Raw genomic sequence first — 13,890 nt, 5'->3', positions numbered from 1 at the left:
TGATCAGGCCTCGGTGGATGCTTGTTTATAGTTGTAGCCGATCGGGTGCGGCATGTTGCGCGCCTTGGCCAGTTCGATCTGCTTCTGCCGATCGATGGCGCTGCGGCGGGTTTTCTCGCTCAGCTTGTCCCAGCAATGCGGGCAGCTGATGCCGGCCACGTAGTGCTCGGAGGCGCGATCTTCAACGCTGACCGGAGTGCGGCAGGCATGACATTGATCGTAGTCGCCTTCGCTGAGGTCGTGACGCACGGTCACGCGGTTGTCGAAGACGAAGCAGTCGCCCTGCCACTTGGTTTCTTCCTGCGGCACTTCTTCGAGGTACTTCAGGATGCCGCCCTTGAGGTGGTAAACCTCTTCGAACCCCTCGCCCAGCATGTAACTGGAGGCTTTCTCGCAGCGAATGCCACCGGTGCAGAACATCGCGACCTTCTTGTGTACGGCCGGGTCGAAGTGCTCTTTGATGTAGTCGGGGAATTCGCGAAAACTGGTGGTTTTCGGATCGATGGCGCCTTCGAAGGTGCCGATTGCCACTTCGTAATCGTTGCGGGTGTCGATCAGCAGCACTTGCGGGTCGCTGATCAGCGCGTTCCAGTCCTGCGGTTCGACGTAGGTGCCGACCTTTTTGTTCGGGTCCACGCCTTCGACGCCGAGGGTGACGATCTCTTTCTTCAGCTTGACCTTGGTGCGGTAGAACGGCTGCTCGTCGCAGTACGACTCTTTGTGATCAATGTCGATCATGCGCGGGTCGTTCTTCAGCCAGGCGAGCAGGCCATCGATGCCTTCGCGGCTGCCGGAAACGGTGCCGTTGATGCCTTCTTCGGCGATCAGCAGCGTGCCTTTGATGCCGTTGTCGACCATCGCTTTGAGCAGTGGCTCGCGCAGGTCAACGTAATCTTCGAGGGTGACGAACTTATACAGTGCCGCCACGACAATCGGTTGTGTCATGGGTATTTCTCCAGGTGGCTACCCTCGCAAAGGGTGAACCGGATTCAAAAAAAACGCGCCGGCTGAGCGGCGCGTTGCGGATTCTAGCAAAAAAGATCGCAGCCTGCGGCAGCTCCTGCAGGGAACTCAATCCAATGTAGGAGCTGCCGCAGGCTGCGATCTTTTGATCTTAATGTTTGCTACCGCCGGCACAGGTTGGCGACGCCGGGGCGGCGCCCACTTCTGCCCATTCCTGCGGGGTGTAGGTGTGCAGCGCCAACGCATGGAACTCGCCCATCAGCTCGCCGAGCGTGCCGTAGACTTTCTGGTGGCGCTTGACCCGGTTCAGGCCTTCGAACTGCGCGCTGACCACCACTGCCTTGAAGTGCGTCTGTAACCCGCGACTGTGCATGTGGCTTTCGTCCAGCACTTGCAGATGCTCAGGCTGCAGCAGGCCCAGCGTCGATTCGATGCGTTGTTGCATGGTCATCACGAACTCCGCTTACTTCTTCTTGGCCGGCGCAGCGCCTTTCGGTGCCAGCTCGTTGGTCATGTCGTCGAGCAGCTTGTTGACGACAGGCACGGCGCTTTCCAGTTTGGCCTGGGTCATCTGGGCCGATTGCTGGGTCAGCTGCGGCATTTTTTCCAGGACTTTCTTGCCCAGTGGCGACTGGTAGAACGCAACCAGATCTTTCAGCTCCGATTCGCTGAAGTTGCTGGTGTAGAGCTTGACCATGTCAGGCTTGAGCTTGTTCCAGCCGATGGCCTGGTCCAGCGCGGCGTTGGCCTTGGCCTGGTAGGTTTCCAGTACGGCTTTTTTGGATTCCGGGGCTTTGGTCTGTTCAAAACGCTGAGCGAACATTTGCTGCACTTGCATGTACACCGGAGTGCCCAGCTTGTCAGCGTGCGCCAGGGTCAGGAAAGCTTCAGCACTGGCGTTGTGGCTGGCGGTATCGGCAAGCACCTGGCCGCTGGCGCAAACCAGTGCAACCGCGGTGCAGATGGCACGAAGACGAGTCATCGAGTTTCCTTTTCAGCTAGGCGAGGTCAAACCCCAAGGGCGACCATTCTGCGCCTAAAAAACCTCGTGGCTCAACCCCCGAGCCTTGCCGTGCTTGATTGGCCGGGTTTTGCCGGTCAACAATCGGTTCGAGGGAACCACCTGGGCCTGACCGGGCCTAAACTGCGCAAACAGACCAACAGGAGTGTGCACGATGAGCCGTATCGAAACCGACAGCCTGGGCCAGATCGAAGTCCCGGACGGCGCCTACTGGGGTGCTCAGACGCAACGCTCGCTGATCAACTTCGCCATTGGTCAGGAACGCATGCCGCTGCCGGTACTGCACGCGCTGGCCCTGATCAAGAAAGCCGCCGCCCGGGTCAACGACCGCAACGGCGACCTGCCCGCCGACATCGCCCGCCTGATCGAGCAGGCCGCCGACGAAGTCCTCGACGGCCAGCACGACGACCAGTTTCCGCTGGTGGTCTGGCAGACCGGCAGCGGCACCCAGAGCAACATGAACGTCAACGAAGTGATTGCCGGTCGCGCCAACGAACTGGCCGGTAACCCGCGCGGCGGCAAGACGCCGGTGCACCCCAACGATCACGTCAACCGCTCGCAAAGCTCCAACGATTGCTTCCCCACCGCCATGAGCATCGCCACGGCCAAAGCCGTGCAGGAGAAATTGCTGCCGGCCATCGCCGAGCTGTCCGGTGGTCTGGCCGAACTGGCAGCGCGCCACATGAAACTGGTGAAGACCGGTCGCACGCACATGATGGACGCGACGCCGATCACCTTCGGTCAGGAGCTATCGGGCTTTATAGCGCAGCTGGATTACGCCGAACGGGCGATCCGCGCCACGCTGCCGGCGGTGTGTGAGCTGGCGCAGGGCGGCACCGCGGTCGGCACCGGTCTGAATTCGCCGCACGGCTTTGGCGAAGCGATTGCCGCGGAACTCGCCGCGCTGTCCGGGCTGCCGTTCGTCACTGCGCCAAACAAGTTTGCTGCGCTGGCTGGGCATGAGCCGCTGGCCAGCCTGTCCGGTGCTCTGAAGACCCTCGCCGTGGCCCTGATGAAAATCGCCAACGACCTGCGCCTGCTCGGCTCAGGCCCCCGCGCCGGATTGGCCGAAGTGAAATTGCCGGCCAACGAACCGGGCAGCTCGATCATGCCCGGCAAGGTCAACCCGACGCAGTGCGAAGCGCTGTCGATGCTCGCCTGCCAAGTGTTGGGCAACGATGTCACGATCGGTATCGCGGCGAGTCAGGGTCACCTGCAATTGAACGTATACAAACCGGTGATCATCCATAACGTGTTGCAATCGATCCGACTGCTCGCCGACGGCTGCAGCAACTTCCAGCAGCACTGCATCGCCGGGCTGGAGCCGGATGCGCAGGTCATGGCGCAGCATCTGGAACGTGGCCTGATGCTGGTGACCGCGCTGAATCCGCACATCGGCTACGACAAGTCGGCAGAAATCGCCAAGAAGGCTTACGGCGAAGGCCTGACCTTGCGTGAAGCGGCGTTGCAACTGGGCTATCTGACCGATGAAGAGTTCGATGCCTGGGTGCGACCGGAGAATATGATCGAGGCTGGCGCCAAGGGCTAACAGCAAAAAGATCGCAGCCTGCGGCAGCTCCTACAGGGGAACGCATTCCAACTGTAGGAGCTGCCGCAGGCTGCGATCTTTTGCTTTTCAGGCCACCCGCATCCGCCGCGCCTTCAGCCCGGCGATCAACGACGGCCCCAGCGCCACCAGCGCCGACCCCAGCACCACCAGCACCGCGCCGCCGTAGCCCAGACCATTGATCTGTTCGGCATGCACATAATCCGGCCACATCCACGCCGCCAATGCCACCGCGCCAAAGGTCACCAACGGCGTGATCGCCAACGTCGCACTGACGCGCGACGCCTCCCAATGCGCCAGCGCCTCGGCAAATGCACCGTAGGCAATCAGCGTGTTCATACAGCAAGCCAGCAGCAGCCAGCCCTGCAACGGACTCAATTCCAGCGCTTTGAGCGGATGCACCCACGGCGTCAGCAACAAAGCGCAGAACAGGTAAATCACCATCATCACCTGCAACGAATTCCATACCGTGAGCAATTGCTTCTGGCCCAGCGCGTAGAACGTCCAGACGGTCGAGGCCAACAGCACCAGCAACACGCCGGCGGTGTAGTCCGACAATGACGTCAGCAACTCGGCCAGCCGTTGATTGAAAAACAGCACGAAGCCGATCAGCAGCACTGCCAGACCCATGCCCTGACCGATGCTGAAGCGCTCCTTGAACACAAACAGGCTGGCGATCAGCAACATGATCGGCCCCATCTGCACCACCAGTTGCGCGGTGCCGGGGCTGAGCAGATTGAGCCCCATCAGGTACAGCACGTAGTTGCCCACCAGCCCGAGCACCGCCATCAACACCAGCCAGCCGCCCCGGGGGCCGAGGACTTTGCGGCTCGGCAGACGCTTGACCGACGCCAGATAAATAAACAGGCAACCACCGGAGACCAACAGACGAAACCAGGTCACGGTGATCGGGTCCATCACCTGCAACACCTGTTTGAGCTTGATCGGCAGGATGCCCCACAAAAACGCCGTCAGCAGCGCCAGGAACAGACCGTAGACCCAGCGACCGGATGAAATGTGCATGCGAACCCCAATGCCTGCTGACGAGAGCGGTCATTCTAGGCCCGCGCGCAGGCGCAACACAGGGACAGTTCCGGCCAGGCCGCGAATGAAACTGTGCAGGTCGCAGCATTAAATTGACGTTTTGCCGTTGATCGGCTGACCAGGCGCGCCAAGTGCTTCAGGCATAAGCTCATTGGATCCCTTTCAGCGCATCAACCAAGGAGGCCGATCATGTATGGAATGCGCGCCCAGGACAGCGCCCCCGCCACCCACTTTCGCAGTGAGCGGATGTGCCGGGTCAATGGCGAACTGTTTTTCTGCACACGGGAGAACACCCTTGAAGGGCCGTTCGCTTCCCCGGAGAAGGCTGAGCAGGAAATAAAAGCGTATATCGCGCGGATGCAGCTTCTGGATTCCAACCGGTCATCAGGTTGATCCCATCGCTGGCAAGCCAGCTCCCACAGTGTTCCAGAGTGTTCACAAATACAGGCAACACCTTCAGAACCTGTGGGAGCTGGCTTGCCAGCGATGACGGCTTGAATGCCGACAATTATCCCCAGGCTTACCGAACAGCCTCAAACAATCCCGTCGCCCCCATCCCGCCCCCCACGCACATGGTCACGATGCCGTAACGCAGATTGCGCCGCTGCAACTCACGCACCAGATGCCCGACCTGCCGCGAGCCGGTCATGCCGAACGGATGGCCGATGGAAATCGAGCCGCCATTGACGTTGTATTTTTCGTTGTCGATCTCCAGCCGGTCGCGGGCATACAGGCACTGCGAAGCAAACGCCTCGTTCAGTTCCCACAGATCGATATCCGCCACTTGCAGGCCCTTGGCCTTGAGCAGTTTCGGCACCGAGAACACCGGGCCGATGCCCATTTCGTCCGGCTCGCAACCGGCCACGGTGAAGCCGCGGAAAAACGCCTTCGGCTTGAGCCCCAGTTGCAGGGCTTTCTCCAGACTCATCACCAGCGTCATCGACGCGCCGTCGGACAACTGCGACGAGTTGCCGGCGGTGACCGAGCCGTCTTCGGCAAACACCGGTTTCAGTCCGGCGAGACTTTCGTAAGTGGTGTCCGGGCGGTTGCAGTCGTCGCGATCGACGATGCCGTCGAGGATCTGCACCTCGCCGCTGTTTTTGTCCTCGACCCGGTATTTGACCGCCATCGGCACGATCTCGTCATCGAACAGCCCCGCCGCCTGAGCCTGGGCGGTGCGCAGTTGGCTTTGCAACGCATAGCGATCCTGCACCTCGCGACTCACGTCATAACGACGCGCCACGACTTCAGCGGTCTGCCCCATGGTGTAGTAGATGCCTGGCACCTGCTGCTTGAGCAGCGGATTGATCAGGTGATCGGTGTTGACGCTTTTCAGGGTCAGGCTGATCGACTCGACGCCACCGGCGACGATGATGTCGCTGCAACCGGAAGCAATCTGGTTGGCGGCAATCGCAATCGCCTGCAAACCCGAGGAGCAAAAACGGTTGAGGGTCATGCCGGCCACGTGGGTGCCCAGCCGCGAGAGCACCGCCACGTTGCGACCAATGTTGTAACCCTGCGCGCCTTCGTTGGAGCCGGCGCCGACAATGCAGTCCTCGACGCTGGCCGGGTCGATGTCATTGCGCGACAGCAGCGCATTGACGCAATGGGCCGCCATGTCGTCGGGGCGGGTCTGGTTGAACTTGCCGCGAAAGGATTTGGCCAGGCCGGTCCGCACGCTGTCGACGATCACCACTTCACGCATGGCATACCTCAATTGTTGTTGTCGGAGGAGAGTCAACCGAGGATAAGTCCACCCCGCCGCCGACCGCGACAATCATTCACCCCGCGTATGCGTGGCCATCGGCTCAGTCCTTGTGTTTTTTCGCGCGCTTGTCGGACTTCTCGAACGCCTCTTCGAGCGCGCGGTTGATCGTGCGCAGCACCTTGACCCGCGCCCAGCGCTTGTCATTGGCTTCGACCAGCGTCCACGGCGAAATCTCGGTGCTGGTGCGGTCGACCATGTCGCCCACGGCGGCGCGGTAGGCGTCCCACTTGTCGCGGTTACGCCAGTCGTCCTCGGTGATCTTGAAGCGCTTGAACGGGATCTGCTCACGGGCCTGGAAACGTTCCATCTGCGTGTCCTTGTCGATCGCCAGCCAGAACTTGACGACGATGACCCCGGCGTCGGCGATCTGCTCTTCGAAGTCATTGATCTCGCTGTAGGCGCGCAACCAGTCGGCCGGGCTGCAAAAGCCCTCGACCCGCTCCACCAGCACCCGGCCATACCACGAGCGGTCGAACACGGTGAACTTGCCGCGTGCCGGCAAATGTCGCCAGAAGCGCCACAGATACGGCTGCGCGCGCTCCTCTTCGGTCGGCGCGGCAATCGGCACGATGCTGTACTGACGCGGATCGAGCGCCGCCGCCACCCGGCGAATCGCCCCGCCCTTGCCCGCCGCATCATTGCCTTCGAACACCGCCACCAACGCATGGCGACGCATGCGCTTGTCACGCATCAACCCGGACAGCCGCGCCTGCTCGGTGATCAGTTGTTCTTCGTAATCTTTCTTTTCCAGCTGCTGGTTCAGGTCGAGGCTGTCGAGCAGGTTGAGTTCGTCGACGGCAGTGCCCAACGGGGCGGCGTTGACCTCTTCGGTATGCACCTCAGGACGCTTGAGCGCGTTCTGCAAGCCCTCCAGCAGGATCTTGCCCACCGCGAGGCTGCGGTAGTTGGCGTCCATGCCTTCGATGATGTGCCAGGGCGCGTAGTCGCGGCTGGTGCGGCGCAACACGCGCTCGCCGTATTTGACGAACTTGTCGTAGGTCTGCGATTGCTGCCAGTCCAGCGGGCTGATGCGCCAGCTGTGCAGCGGGTCGTCGGCCAACGCCTTGAGGCGGGCCTTCATCTGTTTCTTGGACAGGTGAAACCAGAACTTGAAGATCAGCGCACCTTCATCGCAGAGCATCTTTTCCAGACGCTCGGCGGCGTTGATCGCCTGATCCAGACGCGGATCCTTGAACAGCCCGTGAACCCGGCCCTGAAGCATCTGGCTGTACCAGTTGCCGAAGAACACGCCCATCCGCCCCTTGGCCGGGAGCATCCGCCAGTAACGCCACGCCGGTGGCCGCGCCAGTTCTTCATCGGTCTGCTGATCGAAGGTACGCACCTCGATCAGACGCGGGTCCATCCACTCGTTGAGCAACTTGACGGTCTCGCCCTTGCCGGCGCCCTCGATGCCGTTGATCAGAATGATCACCGGGAAACGCTTCTGCTGCTGCAACTCGAACTGCGCTTCCAGCAGTGCTTCACGCAAGGCAGGCACAGCCGCGTCGTAAGTCTCTTTGTCGATGGCATGGCCGATTTCGGCGGATTCAAACATGGGGACGGCTCCTTCCAGGATTCAGCAAGACTAGCGGATTGGGCACGGGCACGGCGGAGAAATTCCGCTCCTTTTGGCTTCAGGAAAAACTCTGTGGTGAGGGGATTTATCCCCGATGGGCAGCGCAGCGGCCCCAAAGCCATTCAACACCAGATGCACGCTGGTAGCGGGATTGCGACTGCTACGCAGCCGATCGGGGATGAATCCCCTCGCCACAGGTTGCTCTGATCAGCGCCCAAATCATCGATTGTCTTCGAGGCTGCACAGCCAGGCCTTGCCGTGGATCAAGCACCCTCCGCCCGATCAGCTAGAATGGCCGCCTTGTCGTTGCCGAGCCTGCCATGAAACCTGTATTGCCCCACGCCCAACTCGACTGGGATGACCAGGGACGCCCGCGCTCGCGGGTGTTCGATGATGTGTATTTTTCCGACCAGTCGGGGCTGGATGAAACCCGTTACGTGTTCCTCGAACAGAACCGCCTGGCCGAGCGGTTTGCCGCGCTGTCAGCGGAGGGGCGACTGGTGATCGGCGAAACCGGCTTCGGCACCGGGCTGAATTTTCTCTGCGCCTGGCAACTGTTCGAGCAGCACGCGGTGGCCGGAGCACGGCTGCATTTTGTCAGTGTCGAAAAGTACCCGCTGAGTCCGGCGGATCTGCAACGGGCTCTGGCCCTGTGGCCGCAACTCAAGCCGCTGGCCGATCAACTGCTGACCCATTACGTGGCCATCCATCAGGGCTTTCAGCGGATCGTCCTCGGCAACGGCCGGGTCACGCTGACGCTGCTGATCGGCGATGCGCTGGAGCAGCTGCCGCAACTCGATGCGCAGATTGACGCGTGGTTTCTCGACGGTTTCGCCCCGGCGAAAAATCCCGACATGTGGACCGCCGAACTGTTCGTCGAACTGGCTCGACTGGCCGCCCCCGGCTCGACCATCAGCACCTTCACCAGCACCGGTTGGGTCAGGCGTTTGCTCAACGCCGCCGGGTTCAAGATGAAACGCACCCCGGGCATCGGCCACAAGTGGGAGATCCTGCGCGGCGAGTTTCTCGGCTGGCCGCAGGATGTCGCGCCACCGCTGCCGGACAAACCGTGGTTCGCCCGCCCTGCTCCGCTGACCGCTGAACGTCGGGCGCTGGTGATCGGCGCCGGACTGGCCGGTTGTGCCACGGCCGCCAGTCTCGCGGCGCGCGGTTGGCAGGTCAGTCTGCTGGAGCGGCATGCCGAGGTGGCGCAGGAAGCGTCAGGCAATCCACAGGGCGTGCTGTACCTGAAGCTGTCGGCCCACGGCACGGCGTTGTCGCAACTGATCGTCAGCGGCTTCGGCTACACCCGCCGCCTGCTGGAAACCCTGCAACGCGGCACCGACTGGGACGATTGCGGCGTGCTGCAACTGGCGTTCAACGCCAAGGAAGCCGAGCGTCAGGCGCAACTGGCCGCGGCCTTCCCGGAAGACCTGGTGCACTGGCTCGATCAGCCGCAAGCCGAAATCCAAGCCGGGATTGCGGTGGCACACGGCGGGCTGTTCTACCCCGAAGGGGGCTGGGTGCATCCGCCCGCGCTGTGCCAGGCGCAAGCCGCGCAGGCGAACATCGAACTGCTCAAGCATCACGATGCGCTGGAACTGCGCAAGGTGGAGGGACAGTGGCAAGCCCTCGACGGCGAACGGGTGCTCGCCAGCGCGCCGGTGGTGGTGCTGGCCGGCGCAGCGGAGATCAAACGCTTTGCGCAAAGTGCCGAGCTGCCGCTCAAGCGCATTCGCGGGCAGATCACGCGCCTGCCGCAAACCGCCGAGAGTCAGGCGCTGCGCACTGTGGTCTGCGCCGAAGGTTATGTCGCCCCGGCACGTCTGGGCGAACACACGCTCGGCGCCAGTTTCGACTTCAACAGCGACGACCTGACACCGACCACCGCCGAACACCTGGGCAATCTGGCGATGCTCGAAGAGATCTCCAGCGATTTGGTAGCGCGTCTGCACATCAATGAGCTGCCCCCGGAAACCCTGGAAGGACGCGCCGCATTTCGCTGCACCAGTCCTGACTATCTGCCGATTGTCGGCCCCCTCGCCGACCGCGAAGCCTTCGCCGAGGCCTATGCCGCATTGAGCAAGGATGCGCGACAAGTGCCGGACATCGCCTGCCCGTGGCTCGATGGCCTGTACGTCAACAGTGGCCATGGTTCACGCGGGCTGATCACCGCACCGCTGTCGGGCGAGCTGCTCGCGGCATGGCTGGACAACGAGCCGCTGCCGCTGCCGAAAAGCGTCGCCGAGGCCTGCCATCCCAATCGTTTCGCCTTGCGCACGTTAATTCGCGGCAAATGAAAAACGGCGGCTGGCCGCTGGTCAGTCGCCCCCTCTTATAACTCATCGTTCTAAAACTCCCACATCTGCAGCGGGTCAGTTTCTGAGTATCGGCCATTTTGGCCTGACTTGAATGCCCCCTCCCCAACGGAAAAACCGGTAAGGACTTTATGTGCGGATTAGCTGGCGTTTTTGGCCTGGGGGTTTTAAAGGGCTTCAGGGGGGATCAAGCCCCCTGAAATCCCCTAAAAATCGCAGGAATGGTACAAAAAGTGGTACGAGGGTTACCGTGCCTTTGTTGTTTTCCAGCTGGATATTTGCAATAGAACAGCGGCATCACCGCTATCGTTCCATATAGGACTTTTGAAGTTCCAGTAAATGTGATGCCATAGAACTCCGCTTTGCACCTGATCGTTATCTGCTCCAACCCTTGTATGCAGAGAGATGCGCTCGCCCTTCTTCACCTGCTTATCGTGAAACCACTTCGTATGACGGTTTTTGTTAGAAAGCATCCCGTCATTAGTGTAGGTTGCGTCACACACCATGTAGCTGCTCAAGTTACAGTCTTCTAGGACAGTTAATACAACTCGCTCCTCGCTGGCATCTCCATGTCCGTGAACAAAATCAATTTTCAGTTTCATTTCAGCTTCCATGTCGTAGACGTGTCTAGTGGAAAGCTGAATGTATTTGATCAAATGGCTTTCTGCCACACAGATCGCTATTGGTCGATACAGGGTTTAATTGCGTCATTCGAAACGGGCAGGTGCAAGCGCCCGGACGCAGGCTTGGCACGCCTTCAGCACGATCAATCCCCGGTCGCCGATGTCGGTGGAGGAGATGACTCGTTGAGCAGACGGCGTAGCATCCGCACGACGGATGGGCGTTTGCATTCTTTATGGGAGTGCTAGATTTGACGCTGGTGCGGATTTCATCTCCCCCAACCGCATGGGCGCTCGCTGCAGAGTCTGATGAAGGTCGCACCAACTCATAGAGATGTGTGCCCATGACCAAGCTCGTCTTTCAGCCCCGCATAATTAGAGCAAAGCAGGCACCGGATTATCTCGGTATGTGCCGCGCCATATTTAACAGCACCGTGCGTCCTTACGTGCACGAGTTCCCGATAGGCCAGCATGGCGTTGGCTTTGATCGCCTCGAGCTCGATCAGTGGGCGGATGCTTATATCGCAGCGCATTCGATAGACAAAATAACGAAGGTAAGGTCGCCGTCACCTTCGATCGCTGGCCTGCAATCGTGGCGCAAAAAGCGCGGTCCGATTATGGCTGATTTGGGCACTGACAAAGCTACCTACAAACCGCCCACGTCAGAGGATTTCTACAAGCTGGTGGACGAACTCATGGGGCGGTCGACGGACAAGAATAATCGTGCCGGAAAAAACTTGAGAACCACGAGCCGCTCGCCGAGAACAAACCCTAGGATTTAATATGAGCGAAGACTGCGAAGTGGTATTCGTAGCGGGTCTGGCCAAGATGCTTGGCCGAACTGAGGCATCGGTCAGAGAGGGGATTCGCCGGGGCGTGGACTGGCTGCCCAAGAGTTTCAGGATGGGCTCCCGGCACTGTTGGCTAAAGCAAGATGTGCGGGTGTTTCTGACTGAGTACCGCGACGGGAAAAAGGCACCGAGGGTCGGTAGACCGCGCCAGACTCCGCCAACACTGAGAGATATCAGAGGATGAAAGAAAGCATTGATCGATTCCTGCGCCTTGACGAGGTGTTGCATACGACAGGTCTCGGCAAAAATACGGTTTACCGTCGCATGAGAGAAGGCACCTTCCCAAAACAGGTCAAGATCGGCCCCAACTCGGTGGCCTGGCGTCAGTCGGCAGTCGCGAAGTGGATGCTTGCCTTAAGCCCAGTGGATTGAGGGATTTTTCGGCGGAACTCATTTTTGCGCAAATACTACTCCGCGAACGATCTCAGCCAATTCACGTTATCCACTAGGTAAGCGACATGACTCTAATATCGATTGCTGAAACGGCTATTCTATTGGGAATTGGGCGCACGACAGCCTATCGTCTCGCGAAAGAAGGCCGGATTCCCTCAGTGCGAAGTTTCGGGCCTCTGAGAATCCACGCGGAAAAACTTCAATCCATGATTGATGCAGAGGCTGAGGCAAGTATTGCGCCCGAGTCAGGCCCTATCCCGATCTGCAGCATATCTCCCCCCTGTAGGTCCAGAGCGGGCGGTTCATTATCGTCGGCTCAAGCTTCACGAAAACTTGACGAGCTACTCAAGCCCAAGCCCAAGTCTGAGAAGTAGAAACGCCTTTTAAGTCTCACTAAAGGTGGCTGTTCATCACGATTGGGAGCGCGGAAGCAATGCGCTATTTGACTATCAGAAAGTTCTCTAGCGAATCGGGATACACGGAGGCCGCAATACGGTCGAAAATCGCCGACGGGACCTGGATGGAAAATCGAGTATGGCGACGAGCACCAGACAAACGGATTTTGATCGACGTACAGGGGTATGTTGAATGGGTCGAAAGCGAATCTGGGCCACAACGACTGACTCAAAAAGCACCTCGAAAATTACCTGAAAACAGAAAACACGTAGTTCTTAGTCCTCCACCTTTGGTGTGAGGAAATCTCGACTAGCGCGGAGATTCACATGGGAAGTGTCCAAGTAACTCAAGACCTGAAGCCCGACCCGGAGAATGAGGGCTGGTACCTCGGATGGGGGGTACTAAGAAACAGCCCCTGGCACCTTGCTGCCGTTTGCGCTTCTGAAGATGAGGCCACTGCTTACGCCAAAAAAAACTTTGTTGAACCCTATCGAATCGGTTTCGGTAGCCATCGACTAGGAACCGATGAATTTATTTTTTCTGAATGACCCAGATCGGGCCTTGCGACGCCGCCCACCATGATGCGAGAAGCACACATGACAAGGATTTTCCAGCACCACGAAAACGTCTATAACGCCGCAGACTCCGTTCAGAGGCACGGATATGCCGCGGTTGAAGGGACTCTGTCCTCTGCGGTTCCGTATTGTAAAAGGGTGATTCACTCGCTCTCTATCTACGAGGAAATCCTCGCGAGGATGGCCTACCTCAACGTCCCGAACCAGGGCTATCTGTACTTCGTATACGACGGCACCAGATTCACCCTTGCCGAAGTCGAGCCCTTGATTCAAGCTGTGGATTTGCGGAGCTTGTAATAACTCAGTCGCCCCTGATGCAGCAGTATGGGCCGGAACAATGCATAGGCCACGTAAAACGTGGCCTTCAGCATTTCACTGTCTAAAACCATACCGTCATTTAGGCGCGTTTTAGGTCAGTGAATACGCGGTAGACGGGGTTAGTTTTAGACAGAAAATCAGCCCCTTTTCTACACGGATTTGCCGTCAATCCTCACGCTGGCGTTGCCGGTGCCAGAGTTCGGAATCCGCACCTCCACCCGCTTACCCGATTCGGTAGTCACCGTAATGACCACACTCGTGGGAGGCGGCCGCAGATCATCACCACATATCAGTTCTACAACGTCCTCGCCCGACGCGCCCTCGTCGAGTGGATCCCACAAATCGCCATTAACGAGTGGTGCAGTTACTTTGATCGACATCCCATATTCCCGTTTGGTTAGGTTTATGGTCTGACGCTACCAGATGCGCAGGGAATATTCCTGCGTCGCACCTGGGAAAGCTAGAGGGCGCGGATTAGCT

General features: G+C 59.4%; 17 protein-coding genes and 1 pseudogene. 9 read left to right on the top strand and 9 right to left on the bottom strand.

From position 1 onward, the window contains the following. Positions 1-3: 3 nt before the first annotated feature. The 3 genes from KVQ82_RS09555 to KVQ82_RS09545 form a co-directional block, all read right to left on the bottom strand. Positions 4-945 carry a rhodanese-related sulfurtransferase gene (locus KVQ82_RS09555; protein WP_041069334.1) on the bottom strand — a complete coding sequence of 314 codons (942 nt, stop codon included), beginning with the start codon at positions 943-945 and terminating at the stop codon, positions 4-6. 169 nt (positions 946-1,114) lie between these two features. Then, positions 1,115-1,414, bottom strand: a complete 300-nt coding sequence (locus KVQ82_RS09550) for a BolA family transcriptional regulator (RefSeq protein ID WP_003226935.1) — start codon at positions 1,412-1,414, stop codon at positions 1,115-1,117. Between the two features lie 12 nt (positions 1,415-1,426). Continuing rightward, complete coding sequence (locus tag KVQ82_RS09545; protein ID WP_003226938.1) at positions 1,427-1,945, bottom strand: DUF2059 domain-containing protein; 519 nt, start codon at positions 1,943-1,945, stop codon at positions 1,427-1,429. A 193-nt stretch (positions 1,946-2,138) separates the two neighbouring features. On the opposite strand from KVQ82_RS09545, the gene KVQ82_RS09540 reads away from it, so the two are divergent. Further along, on the top strand, positions 2,139-3,533 hold the full coding sequence (locus KVQ82_RS09540) for a class II fumarate hydratase (RefSeq protein ID WP_222018717.1): 1,395 nt from the start codon (positions 2,139-2,141) through the stop codon (positions 3,531-3,533). 87 nt (positions 3,534-3,620) lie between these two features. Here KVQ82_RS09540 and KVQ82_RS09535 read toward each other — a convergent pair whose 3' ends face one another. After that, entirely contained in the window at positions 3,621-4,574 is a 954-nt protein-coding gene (locus KVQ82_RS09535; protein ID WP_108183453.1) for a DMT family transporter, read from the bottom strand. A 210-nt stretch (positions 4,575-4,784) separates the two neighbouring features. On the opposite strand from KVQ82_RS09535, the gene KVQ82_RS09530 reads away from it, so the two are divergent. After that, a complete protein-coding gene (locus KVQ82_RS09530) occupies positions 4,785-4,988 on the top strand; it encodes a DUF6316 family protein (protein ID WP_041069325.1) in 204 nt (67 codons plus the stop codon). A 127-nt stretch (positions 4,989-5,115) separates the two neighbouring features. Here the strand turns inward: KVQ82_RS09530 and KVQ82_RS09525 are convergent, their stop codons facing one another. Both KVQ82_RS09525 and pap read right to left on the bottom strand, forming a co-directional pair. Further along, the gene (locus tag KVQ82_RS09525) at positions 5,116-6,300 is read right to left on the bottom strand and encodes a thiolase family protein (RefSeq protein ID WP_041069323.1); all 1,185 of its coding nucleotides are present in this window, start codon (positions 6,298-6,300) and stop codon (positions 5,116-5,118) included. 103 nt (positions 6,301-6,403) lie between these two features. After that, on the bottom strand, positions 6,404-7,918 hold the full coding sequence (gene pap / locus KVQ82_RS09520; protein ID WP_041069320.1) for a polyphosphate:AMP phosphotransferase: 1,515 nt from the start codon (positions 7,916-7,918) through the stop codon (positions 6,404-6,406). Between the two features lie 341 nt (positions 7,919-8,259). Between pap and mnmC the strand changes: the two genes are divergently transcribed. Next, positions 8,260-10,239, top strand: coding sequence for a bifunctional tRNA (5-methylaminomethyl-2-thiouridine)(34)-methyltransferase MnmD/FAD-dependent 5-carboxymethylaminomethyl-2-thiouridine(34) oxidoreductase MnmC (gene mnmC, locus KVQ82_RS09515; protein WP_222018716.1), 1,980 nt, complete (start codon positions 8,260-8,262; stop codon positions 10,237-10,239). A gap of 263 nt (positions 10,240-10,502) precedes the next feature. Here the strand turns inward: mnmC and KVQ82_RS09510 are convergent, their stop codons facing one another. Together KVQ82_RS09510 and KVQ82_RS31540 are read right to left on the bottom strand one after the other, a co-directional pair. After that, on the bottom strand, positions 10,503-10,859 hold the full coding sequence (locus KVQ82_RS09510) for a hypothetical protein (protein WP_222018715.1): 357 nt from the start codon (positions 10,857-10,859) through the stop codon (positions 10,503-10,505). A 105-nt stretch (positions 10,860-10,964) separates the two neighbouring features. After that, a pseudogene (locus tag KVQ82_RS31540) lies at positions 10,965-11,075 on the bottom strand (lysis protein); the annotation flags it as partial. Between the two features lie 146 nt (positions 11,076-11,221). Between KVQ82_RS31540 and KVQ82_RS09505 the strand changes: the two are divergent. From KVQ82_RS09505 to KVQ82_RS09485, 6 genes are all read left to right on the top strand, one after another. Further along, a complete protein-coding gene (locus KVQ82_RS09505) occupies positions 11,222-11,659 on the top strand; it encodes an AlpA family transcriptional regulator (RefSeq protein ID WP_222018714.1) in 438 nt (145 codons plus the stop codon). Position 11,660: 1 nt separating this feature from the next. Next, positions 11,661-11,912 (top strand): hypothetical protein, encoded by a 252-nt coding sequence (locus tag KVQ82_RS31535; RefSeq protein WP_260688070.1) that lies wholly within the window; start codon positions 11,661-11,663, stop codon positions 11,910-11,912. Next, the gene (locus KVQ82_RS09500) at positions 11,909-12,100 is read left to right on the top strand and encodes an AlpA family transcriptional regulator (RefSeq protein WP_222018713.1); all 192 of its coding nucleotides are present in this window, start codon (positions 11,909-11,911) and stop codon (positions 12,098-12,100) included. Before KVQ82_RS31535 ends, KVQ82_RS09500 begins: the two co-directional genes overlap by 4 nt. Positions 12,101-12,186: 86 nt before the next feature. Then, the gene (locus tag KVQ82_RS31865) at positions 12,187-12,495 is read left to right on the top strand and encodes a helix-turn-helix domain-containing protein (RefSeq protein WP_222018712.1); all 309 of its coding nucleotides are present in this window, start codon (positions 12,187-12,189) and stop codon (positions 12,493-12,495) included. A gap of 348 nt (positions 12,496-12,843) precedes the next feature. Beyond that, on the top strand, positions 12,844-13,065 hold the full coding sequence (locus KVQ82_RS09490) for a hypothetical protein (protein WP_222018711.1): 222 nt from the start codon (positions 12,844-12,846) through the stop codon (positions 13,063-13,065). Positions 13,066-13,113: 48 nt separating this feature from the next. Continuing rightward, positions 13,114-13,389, top strand: a complete 276-nt coding sequence (locus KVQ82_RS09485; RefSeq protein WP_222018710.1) for a hypothetical protein — start codon at positions 13,114-13,116, stop codon at positions 13,387-13,389. A gap of 170 nt (positions 13,390-13,559) precedes the next feature. Here KVQ82_RS09485 and KVQ82_RS09480 read toward each other — a convergent pair whose 3' ends face one another. Further along, the gene (locus KVQ82_RS09480; protein WP_222018709.1) at positions 13,560-13,790 is read right to left on the bottom strand and encodes a hypothetical protein; all 231 of its coding nucleotides are present in this window, start codon (positions 13,788-13,790) and stop codon (positions 13,560-13,562) included. Between the last annotated feature and the right edge of the window lie 100 nt (positions 13,791-13,890).

The organism is Pseudomonas sp. AO-1 (assembly GCF_019775695.1).
GTDB classification, from domain to species: Bacteria; Pseudomonadota; Gammaproteobacteria; order Pseudomonadales; family Pseudomonadaceae; genus Aquipseudomonas; species Aquipseudomonas parakoreensis.
The sequence above is the reverse complement of the archived record's forward strand: the minus strand, read 5'-3'. Positions and strand labels throughout refer to the sequence as shown.

Excerpts from the sequence above, each read along its gene's own strand:
- KVQ82_RS31865 (WP_222018712.1), top strand. The coding sequence starts at position 12,187 with ATGACTCTAATATCGATTGCTGAAACGGCTATTCTATTGGGAATTGGG.
- KVQ82_RS31535 (WP_260688070.1), top strand. The coding sequence starts at position 11,661 with ATGAGCGAAGACTGCGAAGTGGTATTCGTAGCGGGTCTGGCCAAGATG.
- KVQ82_RS09485 (WP_222018710.1), top strand. The coding sequence starts at position 13,114 with ATGACAAGGATTTTCCAGCACCACGAAAACGTCTATAACGCCGCAGAC.
- KVQ82_RS09550 (WP_003226935.1), bottom strand. The coding sequence starts at position 1,414 with ATGACCATGCAACAACGCATCGAATCGACGCTGGGCCTGCTGCAGCCT.
- mnmC (WP_222018716.1), top strand. The coding sequence starts at position 8,260 with ATGAAACCTGTATTGCCCCACGCCCAACTCGACTGGGATGACCAGGGA.
- KVQ82_RS09540 (WP_222018717.1), top strand. The coding sequence starts at position 2,139 with ATGAGCCGTATCGAAACCGACAGCCTGGGCCAGATCGAAGTCCCGGAC.
- KVQ82_RS09505 (WP_222018714.1), top strand. The coding sequence starts at position 11,222 with ATGACCAAGCTCGTCTTTCAGCCCCGCATAATTAGAGCAAAGCAGGCA.
- KVQ82_RS09555 (WP_041069334.1), bottom strand. The coding sequence starts at position 945 with ATGACACAACCGATTGTCGTGGCGGCACTGTATAAGTTCGTCACCCTC.
- KVQ82_RS09525 (WP_041069323.1), bottom strand. The coding sequence starts at position 6,300 with ATGCGTGAAGTGGTGATCGTCGACAGCGTGCGGACCGGCCTGGCCAAA.
- KVQ82_RS09500 (WP_222018713.1), top strand. The coding sequence starts at position 11,909 with ATGAAAGAAAGCATTGATCGATTCCTGCGCCTTGACGAGGTGTTGCAT.
- KVQ82_RS09490 (WP_222018711.1), top strand. The coding sequence starts at position 12,844 with ATGGGAAGTGTCCAAGTAACTCAAGACCTGAAGCCCGACCCGGAGAAT.
- KVQ82_RS09530 (WP_041069325.1), top strand. The coding sequence starts at position 4,785 with ATGTATGGAATGCGCGCCCAGGACAGCGCCCCCGCCACCCACTTTCGC.
- KVQ82_RS09545 (WP_003226938.1), bottom strand. The coding sequence starts at position 1,945 with ATGACTCGTCTTCGTGCCATCTGCACCGCGGTTGCACTGGTTTGCGCC.
- KVQ82_RS09535 (WP_108183453.1), bottom strand. The coding sequence starts at position 4,574 with ATGCACATTTCATCCGGTCGCTGGGTCTACGGTCTGTTCCTGGCGCTG.
- KVQ82_RS09510 (WP_222018715.1), bottom strand. The coding sequence starts at position 10,859 with ATGAAACTGAAAATTGATTTTGTTCACGGACATGGAGATGCCAGCGAG.
- KVQ82_RS09480 (WP_222018709.1), bottom strand. The coding sequence starts at position 13,790 with ATGTCGATCAAAGTAACTGCACCACTCGTTAATGGCGATTTGTGGGAT.
- pap (WP_041069320.1), bottom strand. The coding sequence starts at position 7,918 with ATGTTTGAATCCGCCGAAATCGGCCATGCCATCGACAAAGAGACTTAC.